Source organism: Streptomyces sp. NPDC004542 (assembly GCF_040610035.1).
GTDB lineage: Bacteria > Actinomycetota > Actinomycetes > Streptomycetales > Streptomycetaceae > Streptomyces.
The window spans coordinates 62,662-85,192 of sequence record NZ_JBEXLP010000022.1 but is presented as its reverse complement, the minus strand read 5'-3'; the positions used below and the strand labels follow the sequence as shown (position 1 = coordinate 85,192).

Below are 22,531 nucleotides of genomic sequence, written 5' to 3'. Positions count from 1 at the left end.
GCAGAGCTTTGCCAGGCTCTGAGCCGCCGTCGAAGGAGCCCACCCGATGTCCCTCTCCGACCTCGTCGAACAGCAGGCGCTCGCCCGGCCCGAGGCGGTCGCGGTCGCCTGGCCCGACGGCATCGCTCCCGGCACCGCGCTCACCTACCGGGAGTTGAGCAGCGCCGCGAACCGGCTGGCCGCGCACCTGTCGGCGCGGGGCGTCGGCGCCGGGGACCGGGTGGTGACCTGCCTTCCGCCGGGCCCGGACCTGGTGACCGCGTTCCTCGCGATCGTGCGGACGGGCGCGGCATACGTACCGCTCGACCCCGGCCACCCGGCCCGGCGGCGACGGCTGATCGTACGTGACTGTGCCGCCCGGGCCGTGGTGACGGTGACGGCCTTCGCAGCGGACTTCACCGAGTCCGCCGGCCCGTACGAGGAGGACACCTGGGCCCCGCACCCGGCTCCCGCCGGGATGCCGTCCGCACCCACCCTGGTCGCCCTCGACACCGAAGCCCCCCGCATAGCCGCCCGCCCGGACGCGCTGCCCCCCGTCACCCCGGCCCCCGACGACGCCGCCTACGTCTGCTACACCTCCGGGACGACCGGCGTGCCCAAGGGTGTCGTCGTACCGCACCGGGCCGTGCTGGACCTCGTACGGTCGGCGGACCACCTGCGGCTGGAGTCGTGGGACGTCGTGGCGCAGACCTCCAATCCGGCGTTCGACGCGGTGACGTTCGAGGTGTGGGCGACGCTCGCGGCGGGCGGCCGGCTGGTCGGGGCGGACCGGGACACGGTGCTGGATCCGCGGCGGCTGGAGGGGTGGCTGCGGGTGCACGGCGTGACGGTGATGTTCCTGACGACGGCGTTGCTGCACCGGCTGGCCGACGAGCGGCCCGCGGCCCTCGGCCCGCTGCGGGCCGTGCTGTTCGGCGGCGAGGTGTGCGATCCGCTCAAGGTCCGCCGGGTGTGGGAGGCCGGGCCGCCGGAGCGGCTGCTGCACATGTACGGGCCCACCGAGGCCACCACGTTCGCCACCTGGTACGAGGTGCGCGAGGCGCCCGAGGAGGGCGCGACGGACGTTCCCATCGGCCGGCCCCTGGGCGCGACCACGGCGGTCGTCGTGGACGAGGCCGGGCGTCCGGTGGGGCCGGGTGGCACCGGGGAGCTGCTGCTGGGCGGTCCGGGGCTGGCGCTCGGATATCTGGGGCAGCCGCGCTTGACCACCGAACGGTTCGTCGAGGACCGGGTCACGGGCGGCGGGTTGCTCTACCGCACCGGTGACCGGGTGCGGCTGCGCGAGGACGGCGACCTGGTGTTCGTCGGCCGCACCGACGACCAGGTGAAACTGCGGGGCTTCCGGGTCGAACTGGGGGAGATCGAGACCGTGCTGCGCGGGCATCCGTCGGTGTCGGCGGCCGTGGCGTCGGTGCAGCGGACCCCGGACGGCGGGCGCCGGCTCGTCGCGCATGTCGTGCCCGCCGCGCCCGCGGCCCGCGCACCGCGGCCCGCGGTGCAGATGACCGAGTGGCAGGAGATCCACGACACCCTCCACGACGCCACCGGACGGCCCGGGCCGGCAGACGACTTCGCGGGCTGGCACAGCAGTTACGACGACCGGCCGGTCCCCGTGGAGCACATCCGCGAACTGGTCACGGCGACCGCGGAGCGCGTGCGGGAACTGGGGCCGCGCCGGATCCTGGAGATCGGTGCCGGTGCCGGGCTGCTGCTGGCCGAGCTCGCCCCCGACGAGGAGTGCGTGGAGTACTGGGCGACCGACGTCTCCGAGGCGGCCGTGGCGGCGCTGGAGTCCCGGGTCCGGGCCGATGCCCGGCTGCGGGACAAGGTGCGGCCGGTCTGCCGGGCCGCGCACGACACCGAGGGGCTGCCGCCGGGCCGTTTCGACGCGGTCGTCGTCAACTCGGTGATCCAGTACTTTCCCTGCCTCGGACACCTGCGCGCGGTGGTCGAGCGGCTGCTGCCGCTGCTCGCGCCGGGCGGCTCGCTGTTCCTCGGCGATGTGCGCAACCTGGAGCTGTCGCGCTGTCTGCAGACCGGCGTCGCACTCGCCCGCGCCACGAAGGAGGATCCCGGCGCGGTGCGCCGGGCAGTGGCCCGGCAGGTGGAACTGGAGACGGAACTGCTGCTGGCGCCCGCCCTGTTCGCGGGTCTGGCCCGGGAACTGCCGCCGGTGCGCGCGGTCGACGTCCGTGTCAAGCGGGGCGGGCACGGCAACGAGCTGAACCGGTACCGCTACGAGGCCGTGCTGAGCACCGCGGAGCCCGTCGCCGACCTGGCGGACGCGCCGCGGGTGCGCTGGGGTGCCGAGATCACGGACGTCGCGAGCCTTCAGGCGTACGTGTACGACCGCCGGCCCGCGGTGCTGCGGATCACCGGGGTGCCCAACGCGCGCGTGCACGGCGAGTGGGCCGCGATGCACGAGCTGGACGACCCGGCGGGCGGCGTCGCGAAGGCGGCCGCGCTGCTGGGCGAGGCGTGCCCCGCGCCCGGCCCGGAGGAGCTGTGCGCCGCCGCCGAAAGCCTCGGCTTCCGCGCGCTGCCGACCTGGTCGCCCGAGGCCCCTCAGGCACTGGACCTGGTGCTGCTGGCGCCGGACGCCGTGCCCCCGGGGCCGCTGACGTCGGTGTACGCGGCACCGTTCCGGGCGCCCGAGCGGTGCGCGAACACGCCCAACGCCTTCGACCGCACCGTCGGCTTCGAGGCGGCCCTGCGCACTCGTCTGCGGGAGCGGCTGCCCGACCACATGCTCCCGGCCGCGCTGGTGACGCTGGACACGCTGCCGCTGACCTCCGCCGGAAAGGTGGACCGTGCGGCGCTGCCGGCGTGCTCGTTCACCTCCGCCAGGCCCGGGATGCCGCCGGGTACGCCCGTGCAGGAGATCCTGCGCGATCTGTTCGCCGAGGTGCTGGGCGTGCCGCGACGAGTGGTGCACGCCGACTCGGACTTCTTCCGGCTGGGTGGCCATTCGCTGTCCGTCGCCCGGCTGCTGAAACGTATCCGTGGGGTGTTCGGTGCCGCGCCGGGCAGCCGGGCCCTGTACGACGCCCCGACCCCGGCGCTGCTGGCGGACCTCGTCGGCGATCCGCCGGCCGCGGCGACCGGGCCGGTCGGGTCGGCGACGGACAGGGCGGAGCTGCCGCTGCGCCTGCGCGGCGTCCTGGACACGGAGGTGCTCGAGGCGGCGCTGGCGGACCTGGGCCGACGTCACGAAGCCCTGCGCAACGCGCGGCTGGGGGCGGCGGGCACCCGGCTGCGGACCCTGTCCGCGCAGGACCACGTCCTGGAGCTGGCGGTACCGGCCGCCGACGTCGACCAGTGGTCCCAGCTGCCCCTGGCCGCCGACCTGGCCCGCGCCTACGAGGCCCGGGCCGCCGGCGACACCCCCCGGTGGCCGGCCCCGTCCCACGACGAGGTACCGAGGGCCCGTCGAGGCGAGGTGTCTCCGACCCCCCTGCCGAGCACACAGACGCCCCTGGCGAGCACACAGACCCGTCTGCCGAACACCCCGGCCGTCCCGCCGAGCACCCCGACCGTCCCGCCGGCCACACCGGCCGGCAGTCTCACCGCACGCGTCGGCGCCTCCCTGCACCAGCGGCTGGCCCGGTTCGCCGCCGAGCACGACGCGACCCTGTTCATGGTGGTGCACACGGCCCTGGTGGTGCTGCTGCAGCGGCTCGGTGCGGGTGCCCGTACCACGGTGGCCGCACCGGTGCCGGCCCGCGGCAGCGACCCGCTGCGCCGGTCCGTCGGTCCCCTGGGCCGGGTGCTGGCGCTGACCGTGGACGGCTCGGGCGATCCGGCGTTCACCGGACTGCTGGCGCGGGCCAAGGCCGCCGCCCTGGCCGCGTACCGGGACGGTGCGGCCCCGCTGGCCGGGCCGGGCGGGGTGTCGCTGACCGTGCTGCAGCACGCGGCCGACGTGTACGACGCGGCCGGCCTGTCCGTGCAGCCGGAACCCGCCCGGCTTCCGTGTGCCTGCTCGGAGCTGTCACTGACCCTCGTCGAGCGGCAGGACCGGGCCGGCCGGCCCGCGGGCATCACCGTGACGGCCGTGTTCCGGGCCGACGGGGCCGGCGAGACGGTGGCGGCGTCGCTGACGCGGCAGCTGGTCGCCGTACTGGAGTCGGCTCTTCAGGACGCCGTGTCCCCGGTGAGCGGGCTGCGGCTCACCGCCGCCGGGGCGCGCGAGACCGATCACGGCTGGGCGGGCCAGGCCTTGTGGCTGCCGCGGGCGACCGTCGCCGGGCTGTTCGCCGAGCGGGTCGGCCGCGATCCCGGACAGCCGGCGCTCGCGGGCCTCGACCGGGCCGGGCTCGACTCCCGTTCCGACTTGTTGGCGCATGTTCTCGTCGAGCACAGGGCGGGCCCGGGCACGGCGGTGGCGACGGCGATCTCCTCGCCGACGGCGTTCGCGGTGGCGGCGCTCGCCGTCGCCAAGGCCGGTGCCGCCCTGCTGCCACTCGACCCGGCGCACGGACTGCCCGAGGGGGTACGCCCGGTGGTGCTGCTGCTGGACGAGGCCGCCGACCGGCAACTGCCCGCCGTGCCCGGCGCGGTACGGCTGGTGCGGGACCCGGCGGCCGGGACGCCGGCGGCGGGCGGGCGCTGGCCGGTGCGGGACAGCGACCGGGTGCGACCGCTGTCCCGCACCGATCCGCTGGTACTGGCGCCCTGCGGGGACGGCCTGGTCGTCGTCGGCGCCGAGTCCGTCGTCGCCGAGTCCGTCGTCGCCGAGAGCGTCACCGCACGCTCCGCCGACCGGCGGCGGGCCGCCTGGCTGGTGCGCGGCTACCCGGACGCGGACGCCGCGCTCGGCCTGCTCGGCGCGCTGGTGTCCGGCCGCCATGTCGTCGTACCGCCCGTGTCGTTGCTCGCGTCCGGCGCGCCCGCGCTGCTGCGCTGGCTGCGCGAGCAGCGGGCGCCCTTGGTGCTCGGCGGCGGCGCTGACCGGGAACTGGTCGCGCTGGCCCGGGCCGAGGACTGGGTGCTGACCAAGAGCGGCGGGACCATGGAGGGCCGGCTCGTCGTCGAGCACGGTCCGGGCGCGCGGACCCGGCCGGTGCCCGGTCACCGGGTGTACGTCCTCGACGAGGCGATGCGGCCCGTGCCGCCCGGCGCCACCGGGGCCCTCTACATCGGGGGTGCCGGCGTCGCCCAGGGATACGCGGGGCTGCCGGGCGCGACCGGCGAGCGCTTCGTGCCCGACCCGCTGGGCGCCCCCTCGGGCACGGCCCGCATGTGGCGGACCGGACGGTCGGCCCGCCTGGAAGCCGACGGAGAACTGCGCGTGCTGGACGGGCCGTGGGCCGGCGACCCGTACACGGACGCCCGGGCCACCTTCCTCGTCGTCCGGGACGAGCGGGGCCACAGCGCCTTGTGGCCGGCGTCCGCGGCCGTACCGGCCGGCTGGCTCGCCACCCACGCGGAGGGCCTGTACGAGGTGTGCGTCGACCACCTCAACACGGCACCGGAAGGGAGGTGAACGGCCGGCCGGGGTACCCGGCCGAGCCTGGAGGCGAGGGGCCGGCTCACCGCTCCCGGCTCGTCAGCGGCGGGTCGGTGACCACGGTCCGGGCGGTCTGGCGCGCCCCCGGCCGCGCACGCCGCGCCGACGCGGCTTCGCCGGGGCGTGGCACGGCCGACGGCTGCGGAACCCTCGTGCGGCCGTGATCCAGCCGGCGCACCCCGGCATCCGGCCGGCGCACGCCGCCGGCATCCGGCCGGTGCGGCCGGAATCCCCAGCGGCCGGAATCCCCGTGCGGCCGCACGGCATACCGCGTGACCTGCTGTCAGTACCGCACGGCCTCGCGCAGCACCCGGGCCAGTCGGCGTGCCCCGTCGTCGTCCTCGCCGCTGCCGAGCACCACCAGCGGCGAGTCGCGGCCCGCGTCGGCGAGGTGGCGGGCGATCTCGTACGCGACGGCGCCCGCGCCGGAGAAACCACCCAGCACCAGCCGCCCGCCCGCGCCGGCCACCGGGGCGAGGGCGGCCGCGCCGTGCCGGGTGACAGCCGCCGAGGCCCGCAGGACGACCAGTTCCTCGGGGCCGTCGTAGCAGCGCACCAGGCCGCGGTACCACGCCTCGGGCGCGCCGGGAGCGGTCACCAGGCAGATCGTGGCCACGCCGGGGACGGCCGCCGCCCGCAGGGGCAGGAGCATCCCGGCCACCCCCTCGCGGGGTGTGCGGCGTTCGTGCAGCCGGGGCATCGCCAGGCCGTCGAGGGAGTCGAGCACCTCGGCGACTGTGGTCGACTCCCGCACCGTGGACGGCAGCCGGCGCAGCAGTCCGGCGCTCTGCGCGAACAGGGCCTGCGTCTTGTCGTCCTCCAGGCGTTCGCGGTCGTGGACCGCGGACAGCACCAGGCCGCCCTGCCCGTCGTGGTGGGCGAGGACGCCGAGCGCGCTCGCGGTCCGGGCCACAGCCGGGACGGGGTGTTCGACGTTCACGCCGTGCGCGGCGAGCGCACCGGTCAGGCGCTCGTCCCGGCGGGGGGTGTGCTCGAAGGCCAGCAGCGTCTCGGCGGGACCCGTGCCGTCGGCCCGGCCGAGCCACTGCTGGATCCGGCCGTCCGGCACCCACTCGTACGCGGCGGTGTCGATGGCGCGGTCCCTCACGTCGCGCAGCAGTCGTGCCACCGTGCCGGCCGGGTCGACCTCGACGGACACCGGGAGCGGGTTGGCGAACGGGCCCGGGATGCGCTCGATGTCCTCCAGCAGGATGCCGCGGCCGGAGAAGGAGACGTGGAAGCCGACCCGCACGGGCCCGCGGACCGCGCCGGAGGCCCGGTACAGCAGCATCGCCCACACCGCGTGCAGGGCGCTGGACTCGGTGGCCCCCCAGCGGGCCGCCCAGTGCGTGAGGCGGGTCGTCTCGGCCCGGGACAGCCGGGTGCGGCTGCGTCCCACGCCGTCCTGGCCGGTGTGTTCGCCGGGCGCGGCGCGCGTCAGCGGAGCGGGTGCGACGGCCGCGGTGCGGCGCCAGAAGTCCCGGGCGGGCGCGGGGTCCTGACGGTCCAGCCAGCGGGTGTAGTCGCGCAGGTCGGGGCGGCGTTCGCCGCCGGGCAGGCTGCCGCCGGCGAGGTAGGCGCGGTAGAACGCGCGGACCAGCACGCGCACGCTCCAGCTGTCGAGCAGGGCGCGGTGGTAGGTGAGGACCATGTCGGTGGCCGGCTCGTCCTGGAAGGAGGGGGCGGGCGGCCCGTCGAGGAGGGCGATGCGCAGCAGACCGGGGCGGCGCAGGTCGAAGCCGCGGGAGCGTTCGGCGGCCATGAGGTCCTCGCGGCCGGCGAAGGCGCCGTGCGTGTGGCGGGCGACGTCCGGTGCGCAGGTGTCGAACAGAACGGCCCTGGGCTGCGGGTCCCAGACGAACGCGGAGCGCAGTACCGTCTCGCAGTCGAACACCGCCCGCCAGGCCGCCGTGAACCGGCGGGTCTCCAGCGGCCCGTGCCAGCGCCAGGCGAGCTGCTCGACCTGCTGGTCGGGGCCGGTGAGGGCGTCGGCGAGGAGTTCCCGCTGGAGCGGGGTGACGGCGAAGGTCCGCGGCAGCGGCCCGAAGGTCCGCACCCGGGTGAGCTCGCCGTCGGCGGCCGGGGCGGGGTCGGGCGCGGCGACCGGGGTGCTGGTGAGCAGGTCGGCGAGGAGGCCCGCCGGGTAGGGCGAGGAGGCGCCTGCCGGGGAGGGCAGTTCGAGCGTGTGGTGGTCGGGCCCGTGCCGGTGCAGCCGCAGCCGGTCGGTGGGCGGCGTGGGATGGCCGAGGGCGATCCGGTCCAGGGCGGCCTGGAACAGGGCCCCGTCGAGCCGGCCCCGCATCTCCAGCACCGGCCGGGAGGCCTGGGTGTGGTGTCCGGGGTCGAGGACCACGGTCATGGTCGGTGCCGAGGCGCGGTCGGTCGGCATCGGTTGTCCTCCTCTCCTGGCTCGGGCACGGGCCTTCGATCATGAAGGGCTGCGCCACGCGCCGCTGACACGGCGCTGACACGGGTCAGCAAAGCTGACGCAGGCCGGTCTCGAAGGCGTAGATCGCCGCGTGGACCCGGTTGCGCAGGCGCAGTTTGTGCAGCAGGTTCTGCACGTGGGTCTTGACGGTGTGCTCGGAGAGGGAGAGCAGGCGGGCGATCTCGCCGTTGGACAGTCCCCGGGCGAGCAGTTCGAGCACTTCGCACTCGCGCTCGGTGAGCTGGTCGGGGCTGACCCGGGAGAGCTGCGACTCCGGTGCGGCGGCCCTGCTGTGCGGCGGCCGCGCCGTCTCGTGCACGAGGGTGTAGCCGGCGGCGGCGAGGACGACCGCGGAGGCCAGCTGGCCGGCGGTCACGGTGGCGGGCAGGTGGCCGTGGGCGGGCCCGGGGGCGCCCTCGCCCACGGTCAGCACGCGCACGCCGTCGCCGGCGGCGCGGGCGAGGTCCCGGGCGCGGTCGGCGGGGAGCGGGCCGTGGACGACGAGGACGTGCGGGCGGTGGGCGCGCAGTCCTGCCACCGCCCGCGGGTCGGGGGTGCTCTCCCCGGTGACGCGGATGCCGGGGCGGCCTTCGAGAAGGGTGCGGATACCGACCCGGGCGAGCGGGTCGGCGCCCACCACATGGACGCGCACGGGAGCGGCCCGGGGGGCCGGGGCGGGCTCGCCCTGCCAGCTCCGGGGCAGGGCCCGGGCCGTGGGCAGTACGTGCAGGGTGGCGTGCCGCTCGTCCATGGCTGCCTCCTCGCACTCGACACGGTCACCGTAGTGGCGCGCGCGGCCCCTGACCGGTTTCTCCGGCGGCTCCCTAGCGTTCCGCGAGCGGCTCTGTGGCCGTGGCCTCTTCCTGGGCGAGGAGTTCGGCGACCGTCCCGAGGAAACCGTCGTCGAGCATGGTCTCGGCCCGGGTGTCGTCGCAGGGGTCGAGTCCGCAGTCGTGGCAGGCGATGCTGACGAGGTAGCGGCCGAGTACGGGGTAGGTGCCGAAGGCCCACTCGCCGCGGGCGGCGGGCCGGCCGTCGGGGGCGAGGAGCGCGGGGCTGCCGACGCCGAAGCCGAACTCGGTGAAGGACAGCCTCAGGCCCTGCCCGATGGCCTTGGTGTAGGCCTCCTTGAGGGTCCACAGCCGCAGCATGGCGGCGGACTGCTCCTGTTCGGGCAGGGCGGCGAGTTGCTGTTTCTCGGCGACGCTGCACACATGGTCCTGCATCAGCTCGAACGACATGCGCCGCCCGGCGGGTTCGGTGTCGACGCCGATGCGGCCCAGGCGGCTGATGCCCACGGCGATCAGCTCGTCGGTGTGGGTGAGGCTGAGGTCGAGCTGGTCGAAGCCCCGCACGTAGGGGCGTCCGCCGAGCCGGTAGGCGAGGTCGATGTCACCGGGGTCGAGGGCCAGGGCGGCCGCGGCGGTGTGTTTGACGGCGAGCCGGGAGGCCGCGAAGCGGGCCCGCCCGACCGGGTCGGGGGTGCGCCGGTAGCGCGGCCAGTCCCGGCCGAGCAGGGCGCGCAGGCCCGCGTTGCCGACGATGGCGGGCAGCCACTCGCCCCAGGTGGTGCTGATGGTGGCGTTGCCCCGTACGGTCACGCCCTCCTGGACCTCGTGCCACGGTCCGCGGGGGCCGGCGATGTGTACGGGTGGTGAGATGCGCGGGTCGTTCCCGGTCATCGCCGTGCCCTTCCTGCGAGGGTCGTCATCGGTCACCGGGCCGCCGCCGTGGCGTCGAGGTCGCAGGAACGGCCGGCGCGGAAGCGGCGCAGCAGCTCCTCCAGGACCGTCTCCGCGCAGCCCTCCGGCAGGTCCGGCACGGGGACGCCGAGGCGGCCGCCGATCCTGGTGAGGGCGAGGACCGCCCAGGCGGGAGCCGCGAGGAACGGGTCGGAGCCGTCCTGGCCCTCCCACACGCCGAGCACCGCGGCGGCGGCGAGGACGAGGGCGTAGCGGTCGCCGAGCACGCACACGGCGGGGTCGGCGAGGGTGCCCCGGGTGATCGGAGGAAGGTTCCGGCAGGCTTCGCGCAGGGCGCGCAGCTCGGTGACGAAGGCCTCGGCGAGGTCGGCGAGCGCGGCCATCTGTCCGCCGACGCCGCGCACGTCGGCGAGCCGGGCCGCGGAGCCGACGAGGGACGCGGCGAGGAAGTCGCCCCCTCCGGCGATGGACAGCAGCCGGTAGTCGAGGTCGGGCAGGTCGGCGCCGGTGCGGAACAGTTCGGGCGGCGGTTCCCGGTCGGCGAACCAGGAGCGTTCGGCGAGCGCGCGCAGCTGCGGGACGATCACGGCCTGGCAGGCGGCGGTGCCGGCGTGGCCGAGTCCGGCCACCGGCAGGTCGCGGACGAGCTTGTCGAGGGCGCCGTACTCGGCGCTGCCGCGTTCGTGACCACGCGACCCGAGCACGGTGGAGAGCTCTTCGAGGTTCTCCCGCAGCAGGTCGGGGACCACGTACTTGACGGCGGCGGCCAGCACATGGGTGCGGTCCGGCAGCAGGCTCAGAGCGCGCAGCGCGACGGTCGCCATGCTGTCGCAGGCCAGCAGGTCGGCGAAGACCCCGGTGAGGGGGCCGAGCCAGCGGCGGGCGACGGGGCGGGAGCGGCCGGCGGTGACGGCGCGCACCGCGGAGTGCAGCACGGTGTCGGCGGCCGCGACGACGGTGCCGGCGATCAGGCACCGGTTGACCTGGTAGGTGCGCAGGGCGAGGGCCACGCCCTCGCCGGGCCGGCCGACGAGGGCGCCCTCGGGCACGGGGCAGTCCGTGAACCGAAGGCCCGAGAACCGGCAGCCGCGCATCCCGGAGGTCTCCACGCGCGGCAGGTGGTGTACGCCGTCCGTGAGCCGGTCGGGGCGCAGCAGCAGCACGGAGTGGCTGCGGGGGGTGCGGGCGGGGTCGGTGCGGGCGTAGACGACGTAGGCGCCGGCGCGGGCGGCGTTGATGATGACGTCCTTGCGGCCGCTGAGCAGGTATCCGCCGTCGGGGGCGTGCCGGGCGGTGAACTCGTCGCGCAGGATGGCGTTGGCGTGCGCCAGTTCGTGGTGCACGATCGCGGCCCGCCCCTGGCCCAGCAGGAGCGCGGCGGTGCTGCGGCGCTGCTGCTCGTCTCCGGCCGCCCACACGGCGGAGGTGGCGAACAGCGAGGTGATGCCGGAGCCGAAGCCGAGGGCGACGTCCCGGCGGAAGACGGGGCGCAGCACCTTGGCCAGCAGGTCGGCACGGGTGAGGCGGCCGCCGTACTCGGCGGGCACGAACTCGGCGCCCAGACCGGTCCCGGCGAGCAGCCGTTCGGTCTCGGCGGGCACCTCGCGGCGGTCGTCTGCGGCGAACAGGGCCCGCAGGCCGTGCGGGTTGGCCGGGTCGTGGGGATCGCCGAGCAGCGTCTCCAGCCGTGCGGCACGGCCGAGCGCGGCCGTCTCCCCGGGGGAGCGCGGCCGCGCGCCGCCGGCGCGGACCGGGGAGGTCTCGGCTGTGGTGGCCATGGTGGCGTGGATCAACTCCTTCGTCGTGGGCCGCCTGCGCCGCACCGCGCGCGTCGCCCCGGCAGTCCCGGGGCCGGCCTGTTCACCTGCGGCCGTACCGCACACCGGCCCGACGACAGCCCATCAAAGAACGCTGGGAACGGGAGGGACGGGCACTCGTGCATCGCTGGAGCCGGGCGTGGTGAGGGCCCGGCGGGAAGCGGCGGGGGCCGGGCCTCGAGCGGGCGCCGGCCCCGCCCTTCACAGCATCCGAACCGCCGACTCCGCGTACCGCTTGGCCAGGTGGAGCGTGGCCGTGCTGTTGCGGCCGAGGGCCTGGCGGACGTAGCGGCGGGCGTCGGCGAGGGTCGCGCCGGGGCCGAGTACCCGTTCGACGGCCTCCTCGCGCAGCACCACGCTGTGCTGGGAGGTGACCGTGACCCCGGTCTCGTCCGGCACGACCGACCACTCGCCGGTGTGCGCGGTCATCAGGGCCGGAGTGACCGTCTGTTTGTAGACGATGCGGCCGGCGTGCGGGAAGCACACCCGCACCGATTCCGTGGTGTGCACGGAGCCGTCCGCCGTCGTCGTGTCCATGGACATCACCTGCACACCCGGGGTGTCCTCGGTGACGTCGAGGCGGGAGACGTGCGGGACGCGTCCGGGCCACCGGTCGACCTGGTACAGGAAGTCGTAGAGCAGTTCGGCGCCGCCCCTGACACGGACCGAGTCCTCGAAGACCAGGACCAGATCGTCCAGCCGGCTCCACTGCTCGGCGATCCGGCTGAGGTTCCCCAGCTCGGTGCGGCTGTTGGTGTCCACGGCCCGTTCGACCCAGGCCACGCCCCTGGGGTCGTCGCCCTCCACGGTGAAGTCGTGCAGCAGCGTCAGCCGGCTGCGCTGCGCACCGAGCTCCTCGACGGTCCAGATGCCGAGCATGCTCTTGACGGGCGCGGCCGGCAGGTCCTGGCGGAAGGTGATCCGGCGCTCGGCCGGGGACAGCTGCCGGCTGGAGGTCCAGGACCTGACCTGTCCGTTGGCGGTGGCCCACATCCTGATGCGTTCGCTGCGCCCGTCGAAATCCAGTTGCTCGACGTGCACGTTGGGCGGGAAGTACCAGGGCCAGCGTGTGGTGTCGGCGATCAGGCCGTAGACCACACCGGCGGGGGCGGCGACGTCCACGTCGTGCGCTGTGGTGTGCACTCGCTCGGCGGCCATGTGTGTCGGCACCCTCTCTGTGTGCGGCTCGATGACGGCGGTACGGCTCGATGACGGCTGTTCGGGCTCGGTGACGGCTCAGTAGTTGCCCAGTCCGCCGCAGACGTTGAGCGCCTGCGCGGTGATGGACGCGGCCTGCCGGGTCGTCAGGTAGCCGACGAGGCCGGCGACCTCCTCCGCGGTGGAGTAGCGGCCGAGGGGGATCTTCGCCTCGAACTGCTCCAGCACCTCGTCGGTGGTGGTGCCGAGCGCTGCCGCGTAGCCCTGCCGGACCCGCTCGGCCATGGGGGTCTCGACATAGCCGGGGCAGACCGCGTTGACGGTGACGCCGGACGGGGCGAGTTCCTTGCCGAGGGCCTTGGTGAAGCCGACGACGGCGTGCTTGGAGGCGGAGTAGGGGGCACCGAGGACGACGCCCTGCTTGCCGGCGGTGGAGGCGATGTTGACGATCCGGCCGTCGGGATTCCCGGTGATGCCGCCGTGGTTGAGGACCTCGCGGGTGAGCAGGAAGACACCGGTGAGGTTGGTGTCGATGACGTCGTGCCACAGGTCGTCGCTGATGGACGCGGTGGGGCCGCCGCCGCTGCGTCCGGCGTTGTTGACCAGCACGCCGATCGGACCGAACGTGTCGACGACGGTGCGCACCAGGGTGGCGAGGGAGTCGGCGGAGCGGACGTCGGCGGGCGCGCCCTCCACTTCCAGGCCTTCGGCACGCAGGTCCTCGACGGTCTGCCTGACCTTGTCCCCGCTGCGCGCGCACAGGAAGACGCGGTGGCCGCGCCGCCCGAGCTCGCGGGCGACGGCCAGGCCGATGCCGCTGGTGCCACCGGTGACCAGGGCCACGGGCTCCGGCTGCGTCGCTGTCGTCATCGGCTGTCCTCCCGTCCTGCGATGGTGCTCAACATCCTGTCCGGGTCCGCTCGAAGGACGGACGAGGAATCCTTGAGAGCGGATCGCCGGTCGCCGAGGCCGAGCGCGGCCAGCGTGTGCCGCCACCGCTGTCCGGTCAGCTGCGGGCCCCGGGCGGCGACATAGCCGTCGGGGCGGATCAGCAGCCAGCCGCCCGCATCCAGGCCGAGCGTGTCGCGCAGCGTGCGGCCGGGGTCGGGCAGCGGGTGGGGGGCGGTGCCGGGGCGGGCGCCGACGGTGCGTACGGACAGCCAGTCGCCGTGCGCGGCCGCCGCCCACAGCGCGGCCCGGGCGGCCGTGGCGCCGCCCTTCGACCACAGCAGCGTCCAGCGCGTGTCCCGCAGTTCGGCGGCGAGCGCGTCCGGCCCCGGCTCCCCCGCGTGCACGGCGGCGGCCGCGGACGCCCGCGCACCCGGTACGGCGCAGCCGGCCCCGTCGTCCGACGGCAGTGGCAGCCCGGCGGCCCCCCGGCGGCGGATCCGGGACCCGGCGCCGCTCAGTGGGGGGCGGGCGGTGCGGCGGGTCGGGACCGGCAGGCTCAGTGAGGAGTCGCCGTAGCCGACGCGCAGCCCCGACATGCCGCCGAGCACCTTGCGCTGGAGGGCGCGGCGCAACGGCGGCACCGTGCGGACGACGGCGAAGACGACCGGCAGTGCGGCAGCGGCGAGGACGTTCTTGAACTGCACGAGGAAGGTGGCCGTGCGGGTCGAGCCGAGCAGGGCCCGCCCGACGGGCACCCGTTCCTCGCTGTAGGTGTCGAGCAGCTGCCGTCCGGCGTGCCCGCGGGCGACGTCGGCGAGCTTCCAGGCGAGGTTGTACGCCTCCTGGATGCCGGTGTTCATGCCCTGTCCGGAGGCCGGACTGTGCACATGGGCGGCGTCGCCGGCGACGAACACGCGGCCCTCGTGCATCCGGGGCACCATGCGCTGCTGGAAGGTGAACACGGAGGTCCACTCGGGTTCACCGACGGCGACCTGCCGCCCGAGTCCGGCGCTCAGCCTGCGGGAGAGGCTTTCCCGCGCACCGGTCGCACCCCGCGTGCCGGGCGCGGTGTCGAGCAGCCGCCAGTGCCCTTCGCGGGCGTAGGGGACCATCATCAGGGCCTGTCCGCCGGTGTGGGCCCAGTAGATGCTGTCCGGCGGCAGGCTGGTGCGCACCGGCGCGTCGGCGAGCATCCAGGTGTCGCGGCTCTTCCCGATCAGCGGCAGCCCGAGCTGCTTGCGGACGGTGCTGTGCCCGCCGTCGCAGCCGACGAGCCAGTCCGCCCTGACGGTCTCCGTGCCGCCGTCGGACCGCTCCAGCCGCACGCGTACGAAGTCGGCGTGCTGCTCGAAGCCGGTCACCTTCACACCCCACTCCACGGCGACGCCCCGGGCGGCGGCGGCCTCGCGGAGCACGGCCTCGGTGGCGGCCTGCTCGACGATGAGGCTGAACGGGTACCGGGTCGGCATGCTGGAGTAGTCGGCCTCCAGCCTGACCAGCCGCCGCCCCGAGGCGAACATGGTGAACGCCCGGTTCTCCCGGCCCCGTTCGCGCAGGGAGCCCACGACGCCCATCTGGTCGAGAGTCTCCAGGGTGCGCGGGTGCACGGCGACCGCCCGGCTGGTGCGCGCGGGCCCGGCGGCGGCGTCGACGAGGCGTACCCGCAGTCCCCGGCGGGCCAGTTCGTGGGCGGCGGTCAGGCCCACCGGCCCCGCTCCGGCGACGAGGACCTCGGGCCGCGGCTCAGCGGGCACCGGCGGCCTCCTCGACCGACTCGTACAGACCCGGCTCGGCACTGGCGAACCGGACGAGCTGCTGGACGAGGTGCTGGAACTCCTCGCTGCCCGCGGCCCTCCGGTGGGAGGCGGCGTCCTCCCACACGGCGTACTCCAGGAAGATCCGCGGGTCGCCGACGTGCCGCAGGGTCTTGTTGCGGACGTGGCCGGGCTGGGCGCTCATGTAGGCGGTGAGGCGGTCCTTGACGGCCAGGAACGTCTCGAGGTCGCCGTGCACGGTCAGCTTGTTGACGAAGGTCACCATGGTGTCTCGCTCCTTCTGGGGCGGGTCGGTCGATGGGTCAGACGGTCTGTTGCGCGACGGCCCGCAGACGCAGCCGTCTGCGCACCTCGCGCCGGTCGGGCTTGCCGCCGGCGTTACGGGGCACGGCGTCGAGTGCCTCGATGCGGCGGATGCGGTCGGCGTGGCCGAGGCGGGCGTTGGCGTGTCCGGCGACGGAGTCCAGTACGCCGGGCACGCCGGACGGGGGGTCGCCGTGACCGCCGGGGGCCTCCCGCAGGACGACGCCTGCCCAGACGAGGGCGCCGTGCACGTCGTCGGGCCAGTCGGCGACGATGCACTCGGCGACCCGCGGGTCCTCGGCGAGGACACGTTCGACGGCGGTCGGGGAGACGAGTTCGTTGTCGTACTTGAAGACGTCGCCGAGCCGGTCGACGAGGTGCAGGCCGCCGGTGTCGTCGAGGTAGCCGACGTCGCCGGTGGTCAGCCAGCCGTCGGCGTCGACCGGTGCGGGCTCGTCGCCGAGATAGCCGGCCATCACCTGCGGGCCGCGGATCTGGATCCGGCCCGTGGACCACACCTCGACCGGTTCGCGGCCGCCGAGGGAGACGACACGGCACTCGGTGCCGGGGACCGGGGGGCCGACGGCGCCGGGCGCGGGGTCGGCGTCGAGCCGCTGGTTGTGGGCCAGCGGCGCGAGTTCGGCGAGTCCGTAGCCCTGGACGACGGGGACGCGCAGGGCGTCGCGCAGCCGGCGGGCGGCGGCGGGTGCGAGGGCGGTGCCGCCGGACAGGACGGCGGTCAGCCGCGGCCCGGCCGGAACGCCCTCGGTGTGCGGGTCGCCGAGCCGGTCGTCGGCGGCGAGCCGGTGCAGCCGGGCGGGCAGCCCGTAGTAGTGGGTGGCGCCGGCGCGGGTGGCGAGGCCCAGCGAGGCGACGGGGTCGGCTTCCCGGCACAGCACCTGCGAGGCGCCCGCGTGGACGGCCGAGTTGAGGTGCATGACGTGGTACAGCGGCAGATGGTTGAGCGTGACCGAGTCGCGGTCGAGCCGGTGGGCGAGCGCGATCTGCGCGGCGTTGGCGACGAGGTTGCGGTGGGTGAGCCGCACACCCTTGGGCCGCCCGGTGGTGCCGGTCGTGAACTGCACGCAGGTGACGGCGTCGACGTCCGGCGCGGGAGCCTCGTACGGCCTGTCCGGTTCTTCCGGCACGGCGGTCAGCGCCGCGTCGAGCGGGACCGCCGCACCGGGCACGACCCCGTCCGCGGAGTCGGTGACGACGATCGTGCGCAGCCGCGGCAGCCGGTCGCCGATCTTCGTGAGCAGTGCGGCGACGGACGTCGGCACGAAGGCGACCTCGACCCCCGCGGTGGCGCACACATGGCCGAGCGCGGCCTCACCGAGCAGTGGGTTGATCAGGGCGAGGGTGCGTCCGGCGCGGGCGGTGCCGTAGTAGGCGGCCGGGAAGACGGCGTCGAGGGTGTTGGCGACCCCGACGACGGCCGTGGAGGTGCCGGCCAGCCAGTGGGCGATCCGGTCGGCCGCGCGGTCGAGTCCGGCGAACGTCACCGTGCCGTCCTCGGTGGTGACGGCCGCGCCGCCCGGGTCGCGGGCCGCCGCCCGGCGCAGCAGGCCGTCGAGCGGGATCTCCGGGTACGTGAATGACGGCACGGGCGATCTCCTGGCTCGGATCGGACGGTCGGTGTTCGGGCTCGGGCAGCCTCACCGTCCGTGCCACGGCTTGAGGAGGCTTCGAAGAGTGCTCGATCCGTGCCGCAGAAACTGTCCGCACCGGGTCGAGCGCCTGCCTCGCCCCCTTCACGGAAGCGGAGCCGAGCCCATGCCGGATGCCACCGGGACCAGCCTTCTGCGGTACGCCGAGGTGCAGTGGTTCTACGCCCGTCAGATGCAGCAGCTCGACCTGGGCAAGGCCGGGCCGTGGGCGCGGACCTTCACCGAGGACGCCGTCTTCGACGTACCGACGCTGCCCGAGCCGGTGCGCGGGCGGGCCGGGCTGGTCGCGGCGGTGGAGCGCGCGCACGCCCGGCTGGCCGAGGCCGGGGAGCGGCACCGGCACTTCATGGGCATGGTCGACGTCCTGGAGCGCGCCGACGGCACGCTGGACGTCCGCTCGTACACCACCGTCTACGCCTCGGTGGCCGGCGGCGTCTCCCGGGTGCACCGGGTGTGCGTGTGCGAGGACGTCCTGGTGCGGGTCGACGGCGAACTGCGGGTCGCGCACCGGAAGGTGACACGCGACGACCTGCCCTGACCCGGCGGCCTCACGCGTGGCAGGCCGGCAGCCCCCCGTGGTAGTCGGTCATCTCCCGGAACAGGGCACCGACGTCGAGCGGGGCGCCGGGGGCGGCGCCGGCCAGTTCGGCGTAGGCCCGGTGCAGGTTGGGCACGAGGCGCTCGCCGTCCCGGAGACCGGCGTACGGGCCCGGCCCCTCGGCGCGGGCGAGTTCGAGCGGGGACAGGCCGGCCGCGGCACCCGCCGCCGCCCGCCGCGTGAGCCACCGGAAGTACTCCTCGTTGCCGTCCAGGAGCCCGGGCCCGCCGACCGGTCCGTGCCCCGGCACGACGACCGCCGGGTCCAGGGCCCGCAGCCGCCGCAGCGCGGCCAGCGACCCGGACACCGAGCCCATCAGGCAGAACGGCGTGACCCCGTTCATCACCGCGTCGCCGGCGAACAGCACGCGTTGCCGCGGCAGCCACACCACGGTGTCGCCGGTGGTGTGGGCGGCGGGCCCGAGGTGGATCAGCTCGGCCCGGTCCTCGCCCGGATGCAGGGTGAGACGGTCGCGGTACGTCAGCTGCGGCAGCGTCAGCTCGATGTCACCCCACTCCACACCCGGCCACAGGGTGGTCAGGCCGAGGCCGGCCGCCGCCATCTCGGCGCGCGCGTTCTCGTGCGCGACGACGGTGGCCTCGGGGAAGAAGCGGTGGCCGAAGGTGTGGTCGCCGTGGAAGTGGGTGGTCACCAGGGTGCGCGGCGGCGCGGCGGCGATGCGCAGGACCTCGGCGCGCAGGCGGCGGGCGCGGCGCTCGGTGGCCGCGGTGTCGACGAGCACGGCCCGGCCGTCGGCGCCGACGACGAGCCCGGCGTTGCTCAGGCACCAGCCGCCGTCGGGCTGGACGTAGGCGAAGACACCGTCGGCGATCTCGACGAGGCGGGCGGCCACCGCGTCCCGGGCAGCGGCCGTGTCCGTGCCGGGCGTGGTCAGCACACGGCCACCGGGGCGGGCGCGCTCGCGTGGCCCGGCTGTGCGGGGCCGGGGACGGACGGCGGGGCGAGCGGGGTCTCGCTCAGGGGATCCGCCAGGGTCAGGGGCATGGCCGCTCCTTGCGTGTCGTCGTCACCGGCTGCGTGCGCGCCCAGGTTCGCCCCGTCCGGTGGAGGAACATCGGAGGACCGGTAAAACACTCTCCACAAATATTTCTACATTTACCGCCCGGGTGAAATCCAGCCAATTCAGCGGCATTCCAGGGAAAGCCGCAGACCGGAATTCGCCGTTTGGGATTGCCGCCGCACGTAAGCCGGCGCTGCCGCGCGCGCCCCCTACGGCCTGGCCTGCGACCCGTCGTACGTAGGGGTTCCGTCGGACCACCCCTGATTTCGTACATGACATTGGATTCGGAGCGCACTCCGTCGGTAGCGTGAAGGAAATTTCCTCTGGAGGTACACGTGCGCGTCCAGCCGGTGCCCGGAGTCAGCGTGAACGTCGACGCCGACGGGTACCTGGAAGTCGTCGCGGAACCGTCCGGCCCGGCCGGACGGTTCCGATGCGGCCCCGTGGGCACCGCCATGTGGATCGCGCTGCGCCAGCACGACGGGGACGTGGCGGCCGCCGCCGACCTGCTGTCCGCGCTGTGGTGCACCGACCCGGCCAACACCCGCGCGGATCTCGACATCTGGATCGAGGAGCTGCGGGACGCCGGCCTGGTGCGCACCGCCCCCTGCGGCGCCTGCCCGTGACCCCCTACTCCATCACGGCTCCACCACCCCTGTAGGCGGGCTCACCAGCCTGGTGAGGGTTAGGGGTAGACCATCGGTGACGGGGGCCATGATGACGACGGTCGACACATCAACGGCCGGTTCCGTTCTGGAACGGACGCTCACGGAATGCCTGGGTGGCGAGTTCCGCACCGTCCTGGCCGAAGGCCCCGCCGGATGCGGCAAGAGCACCCTGGTGGACTCGGTCTTCGAGCGGGCCTCGGCGGCCGGCGCGGTCGTCCTCACCGCGGTCGGCACCCCCGCCGAACGCGACCTGCCGCTCGGCGTGCTGCGCCAGCTCGCCCAGGGCGCCCCCTCCCTGGCCCAGCCGGCACCCGCCGACGCGGCCGCTCCGCGCGTGGAGGACATGCAGGCGTTCGGAGCCCGGGTGCGCGAGTTGAGCGCCGCGACCCCGGTGGTGCTGAGCGTCGACGACGTGCAGCACGCCGACACACCGTCGCTGGAGTGCCTGCAGTACCTGGCGCGGGAGCTGCGTACCGCCCGCGTCCTGCTGCTGTTCACCAGCACCGGCGGCTACGAGGAGCACGCCCACGCCGCGTTCGCGACGGAGCTGCTGCGCCGCCCCCACGTGCGCCGCGTCCGCCTGGGCCGCCTCTCCCTCACCGAGATCGCCGCCGCGGCCAAGGGCGTCGAACTCGGCGCCCGGCTGTACGAGATCACCGGCGGCAACCCGCTGCTGCTGCGCTCGGCGCAGGCGGAACTGGAGGACCGCGCGGACCGCGCGGACCGTTCGCCCGGCGCGGCGCGGCAGTGGAACCCGCAGCCGGCCGGTCCCTACGCCCGGGCCGTCGCCGCCTGCGCGCTGCGCAGCGGACCCGCGGCAGCCGCCGCCGCGCGCGCCTGCGCCGTACTCGGCGAGTCCGCCACCCCCGAACACGTCGCCCGGTTGCTGGACGCCGGACCGTCCGCCGCCCGCCAGGCCCTCATCGCGCTGCACGCGTCGGGCGTCCTGGACGGCACCCGGTTCCGGCACCCGGTCGCCCGTAACGCGCTGCTGGACTCGCTCCCGGACGGCGAGCGCAGGTCCCTGCACCGCAGGGCCGCTGCGCTGCTGCGGGCAGCGGGCCGCCCGGCAGCCGAGACCGCGGCACAGCTGCTCGCCGCCGCCGACACCGCGGGCGCCCCCTGGCAGGCGAGTGCCGCCGAGACCGAGGTGCTGCGGGACGCCGCCGAGGACCTGCTCGCCCGGGGCGACGCCCAGCAGGCCGTACGGCTGCTGGAGCTCGCCCACGAGGTGTGCGCCGAGGACCGGACGCGCACCGCCGTCCGCATCCGGCTGGCCCAGACCACCTGGCAGTTCAACCCGGCGGCCGCCGAACGGCAGCTGACCGTGGTGCTCGACGCGCTGGGCGGGGACAGCCCCGAGGCCGAGCACGTCCAGCCGCTGGCGCAGCTCATGGTGCTGCACGGGCGGGTACCGGCGGCGGCGCGGCTGCTGCGGCCCGAGCAGGGCGCCGCGCAGGCGTCCGCCTCCCCGCTGGACACCGCCCTGGACACCTCGGTCGCGGCGAGCGAACGGCTGCTGCAGTCGGCCCGGCTCACCGAGGCGACCGCCGGGGTGATCACGCAGGGGCTGCGCTCCCTGCTCCTGTCCGACCAGCCCGAGCGGTCCCTGCCGTGGAGCCGGAGCCTGCTGCAGGAGGCGGAGCGCCGTGGCGCCGCCGGCTGGAGCGCCGTCTTCGCGAACCTGCACGCCGAGGGACTGCTGCGCATCGGCGACCCGCGCGACGCCTGCGCGTTCGCCGAGCGGGCCCTGGACTTCCTGCCCGAGCGCACCGGCGGCACCTTCCCCTACGCACCCCTCGCGGTCCTGGTGCGCGCCCGCAGTGTCATGGGCCAGTACACCGAGGCCTCCCTGCAGGCCGACCAGCCGGTGCCGCAGCAGCTGTTCGACTCGCTGCACGGGCCGGTGTTCCTGCGGGCCCGCGGCCGGCACCTGCTGACCTGCCATCAGCCGCACGCGGCCCTCGCCGACTTCCTGGAGGTGGGCCGGCTGGTGCGGCGCTGGGGCGTGGACCGGCCCGCGTTCCTGCCGTGGCGCACGGATGCCGCCGAGGCGCTGCTGCTGCTGGGCGAGCCCCAGCAGGCCGAACAACTGGTCCTGCAGCAGCTCGGCCTGCCCGACGCACGGCGGCCGTGGGTGCGGGGGCTGAGCCTGCGGATGCGGGCGATGACCCACCAGTCCGCCAAGCAGCGGCTGGCGCTGCTGACCCAGGCCGTCGACGAGCTGCACCGCTCGGGCGACCGGCTGGAAGCGGCCCGCGCCATGGCCGACCTGGGGCAGACCGTGCAGGCCGACGGCGGTGCGTCCGCGAAGGGCAGCTCCATGATCCGGGCCGCCTGGAACATCGCCAAGGAGTGCGAGGCGGGCGCGCTCTGCAAGGAGATCCTGCCCGACGCCCCGCTGACGGAGCCGGCGCGCAGCCCACGGGAGACCGGCGAGCCCCGCTCGGAGACGCGGCTGAGCAGCTCGGAGCAGCGGGTCGCCACCCTCGCCGCGCAGGGCCTGACCAACCGGGAGATCTCCGCGAAGCTGTACCTCACGGTGAGCACCGTCGAGCAGCATCTGACCCGGGTCTACCGCAAGTTGCAGATCAGCTGCCGCAAGGACCTGCCGCTGGACCTGGAGCCGGTCAGCCAGCAGAACGCCTGACCCCGCCTCCGTGAGGCCGGCCGCGCCCCGCCCCGGGGGATTCCGGCGGGGCGCGGCCGGCCGGTCATGCGTCGAGCCGCAGCCACCCGTCGTCGACCATCTTCCGCGACCAGGCGTCCATGGCGACGCGGACCTTGCCGGGATCGGTCTCCCACTCGCGGGCCAGCGAATCGACGGCGAGGTCCACGAAGCCGTCGTTGTGGCGCAGCGCGGCCCACATCGCCGCGCCGATCTGGTTGCAGCGGATCCCGGCGGACCGTCCCTCGGCGCGCAGCTCCAGCTTGCCGTTGACCAGAGCCGTACCCGTCACTCCCGCACCCGGCAGCACTCGCATGGCGTC

At 75.3% G+C, this 22,531-nt stretch carries 15 protein-coding genes; 4 read left to right on the top strand and 11 right to left on the bottom strand.

Annotated elements, in window-relative coordinates; all coding sequences use genetic code 11:
- Nucleotides 1-46: 46 nt before the first annotated feature.
- On the top strand, nucleotides 47-5,485 hold the full coding sequence (locus tag ABZX30_RS15400) for an amino acid adenylation domain-containing protein (RefSeq protein ID WP_355933591.1): 5,439 nt from the start codon (nucleotides 47-49) through the stop codon (nucleotides 5,483-5,485).
- A gap of 307 nt (nucleotides 5,486-5,792) precedes the next feature.
- Here the strand turns inward: ABZX30_RS15400 and ABZX30_RS15395 are convergent, their stop codons facing one another.
- The 9 genes from ABZX30_RS15395 to ABZX30_RS15355 all read right to left on the bottom strand — a co-directional run bounded on the left by ABZX30_RS15395 (nucleotide 5,793) and on the right by ABZX30_RS15355 (nucleotide 17,191).
- A complete protein-coding gene (locus ABZX30_RS15395) occupies nucleotides 5,793-7,898 on the bottom strand; it encodes a condensation domain-containing protein (protein ID WP_355933589.1) in 2,106 nt (701 codons plus the stop codon).
- Nucleotides 7,899-7,983: 85 nt separating this feature from the next.
- Complete coding sequence (locus ABZX30_RS15390; protein ID WP_355933586.1) at nucleotides 7,984-8,688, bottom strand: response regulator transcription factor; 705 nt, start codon at nucleotides 8,686-8,688, stop codon at nucleotides 7,984-7,986.
- A gap of 73 nt (nucleotides 8,689-8,761) precedes the next feature.
- Nucleotides 8,762-9,619 carry a 4'-phosphopantetheinyl transferase superfamily protein gene (locus ABZX30_RS15385; RefSeq protein ID WP_355933584.1) on the bottom strand — a complete coding sequence of 286 codons (858 nt, stop codon included), beginning with the start codon at nucleotides 9,617-9,619 and terminating at the stop codon, nucleotides 8,762-8,764.
- 32 nt (nucleotides 9,620-9,651) lie between these two features.
- Nucleotides 9,652-11,418, bottom strand: coding sequence for an acyl-CoA dehydrogenase (locus ABZX30_RS15380; RefSeq protein ID WP_355933582.1), 1,767 nt, complete (start codon nucleotides 11,416-11,418; stop codon nucleotides 9,652-9,654).
- Between the two features lie 240 nt (nucleotides 11,419-11,658).
- On the bottom strand, nucleotides 11,659-12,615 hold the full coding sequence (locus ABZX30_RS15375) for an aromatase/cyclase (RefSeq protein ID WP_355933579.1): 957 nt from the start codon (nucleotides 12,613-12,615) through the stop codon (nucleotides 11,659-11,661).
- Between the two features lie 78 nt (nucleotides 12,616-12,693).
- Nucleotides 12,694-13,485 carry an SDR family NAD(P)-dependent oxidoreductase gene (locus tag ABZX30_RS15370; RefSeq protein WP_355933576.1) on the bottom strand — a complete coding sequence of 264 codons (792 nt, stop codon included), beginning with the start codon at nucleotides 13,483-13,485 and terminating at the stop codon, nucleotides 12,694-12,696.
- The gene (locus ABZX30_RS15365) at nucleotides 13,482-15,260 is read right to left on the bottom strand and encodes an FAD-dependent oxidoreductase (RefSeq protein ID WP_355933574.1); all 1,779 of its coding nucleotides are present in this window, start codon (nucleotides 15,258-15,260) and stop codon (nucleotides 13,482-13,484) included. The genes ABZX30_RS15370 and ABZX30_RS15365 overlap by 4 nt, the downstream gene beginning before the upstream one ends.
- On the bottom strand, nucleotides 15,250-15,546 hold the full coding sequence (locus ABZX30_RS15360; RefSeq protein WP_355933571.1) for an antibiotic biosynthesis monooxygenase family protein: 297 nt from the start codon (nucleotides 15,544-15,546) through the stop codon (nucleotides 15,250-15,252). The genes ABZX30_RS15365 and ABZX30_RS15360 overlap by 11 nt, the downstream gene beginning before the upstream one ends.
- Nucleotides 15,547-15,583: 37 nt before the next feature.
- Nucleotides 15,584-17,191, bottom strand: a complete 1,608-nt coding sequence (locus tag ABZX30_RS15355; protein ID WP_355933568.1) for a class I adenylate-forming enzyme family protein — start codon at nucleotides 17,189-17,191, stop codon at nucleotides 15,584-15,586.
- A gap of 169 nt (nucleotides 17,192-17,360) precedes the next feature.
- Here ABZX30_RS15355 and ABZX30_RS15350 point away from each other — a divergent pair, with 169 nt between their 5' ends.
- On the top strand, nucleotides 17,361-17,792 hold the full coding sequence (locus ABZX30_RS15350; protein ID WP_355933565.1) for a nuclear transport factor 2 family protein: 432 nt from the start codon (nucleotides 17,361-17,363) through the stop codon (nucleotides 17,790-17,792).
- A 10-nt stretch (nucleotides 17,793-17,802) separates the two neighbouring features.
- Here ABZX30_RS15350 and ABZX30_RS15345 read toward each other — a convergent pair whose 3' ends face one another.
- Nucleotides 17,803-18,747: an MBL fold metallo-hydrolase gene (locus ABZX30_RS15345; RefSeq protein WP_355933612.1), complete on the bottom strand. Its 945-nt coding sequence runs from the start codon at nucleotides 18,745-18,747 to the stop codon at nucleotides 17,803-17,805.
- A gap of 461 nt (nucleotides 18,748-19,208) precedes the next feature.
- On the opposite strand from ABZX30_RS15345, the gene ABZX30_RS15340 reads away from it, so the two are divergent.
- Together ABZX30_RS15340 and ABZX30_RS15335 are read left to right on the top strand one after the other, a co-directional pair.
- Complete coding sequence (locus ABZX30_RS15340) at nucleotides 19,209-19,499, top strand: PqqD family peptide modification chaperone (RefSeq protein ID WP_355933562.1); 291 nt, start codon at nucleotides 19,209-19,211, stop codon at nucleotides 19,497-19,499.
- Nucleotides 19,500-19,590: 91 nt separating this feature from the next.
- A complete protein-coding gene (locus ABZX30_RS15335) occupies nucleotides 19,591-22,191 on the top strand; it encodes a LuxR family transcriptional regulator (RefSeq protein ID WP_355933559.1) in 2,601 nt (866 codons plus the stop codon).
- 64 nt (nucleotides 22,192-22,255) lie between these two features.
- Here ABZX30_RS15335 and ABZX30_RS15330 read toward each other — a convergent pair whose 3' ends face one another.
- Entirely contained in the window at nucleotides 22,256-22,525 is a 270-nt protein-coding gene (locus tag ABZX30_RS15330) for a PqqD family protein (RefSeq protein ID WP_355933557.1), read from the bottom strand.
- Nucleotides 22,526-22,531 lie beyond the last annotated feature (6 nt).

Bases quoted from the DNA above. Each gene is read 5' to 3' on its own strand.
- ABZX30_RS15375 (WP_355933579.1), bottom strand. From the start codon at position 12,615: ATGGCCGCCGAGCGAGTGCACACCACAGCGCACGACGTGGACGTCGCC.
- ABZX30_RS15350 (WP_355933565.1), top strand. From the start codon at position 17,361: ATGCCGGATGCCACCGGGACCAGCCTTCTGCGGTACGCCGAGGTGCAG.
- ABZX30_RS15390 (WP_355933586.1), bottom strand. From the start codon at position 8,688: ATGGACGAGCGGCACGCCACCCTGCACGTACTGCCCACGGCCCGGGCC.
- ABZX30_RS15400 (WP_355933591.1), top strand. From the start codon at position 47: ATGTCCCTCTCCGACCTCGTCGAACAGCAGGCGCTCGCCCGGCCCGAG.
- ABZX30_RS15330 (WP_355933557.1), bottom strand. From the start codon at position 22,525: ATGCGAGTGCTGCCGGGTGCGGGAGTGACGGGTACGGCTCTGGTCAAC.
- ABZX30_RS15380 (WP_355933582.1), bottom strand. From the start codon at position 11,418: ATGGCCACCACAGCCGAGACCTCCCCGGTCCGCGCCGGCGGCGCGCGG.
- ABZX30_RS15360 (WP_355933571.1), bottom strand. From the start codon at position 15,546: ATGGTGACCTTCGTCAACAAGCTGACCGTGCACGGCGACCTCGAGACG.
- ABZX30_RS15370 (WP_355933576.1), bottom strand. From the start codon at position 13,485: ATGACGACAGCGACGCAGCCGGAGCCCGTGGCCCTGGTCACCGGTGGC.
- ABZX30_RS15385 (WP_355933584.1), bottom strand. From the start codon at position 9,619: ATGACCGGGAACGACCCGCGCATCTCACCACCCGTACACATCGCCGGC.
- ABZX30_RS15395 (WP_355933589.1), bottom strand. From the start codon at position 7,898: ATGCCGACCGACCGCGCCTCGGCACCGACCATGACCGTGGTCCTCGAC.
- ABZX30_RS15335 (WP_355933559.1), top strand. From the start codon at position 19,591: ATGACGACGGTCGACACATCAACGGCCGGTTCCGTTCTGGAACGGACG.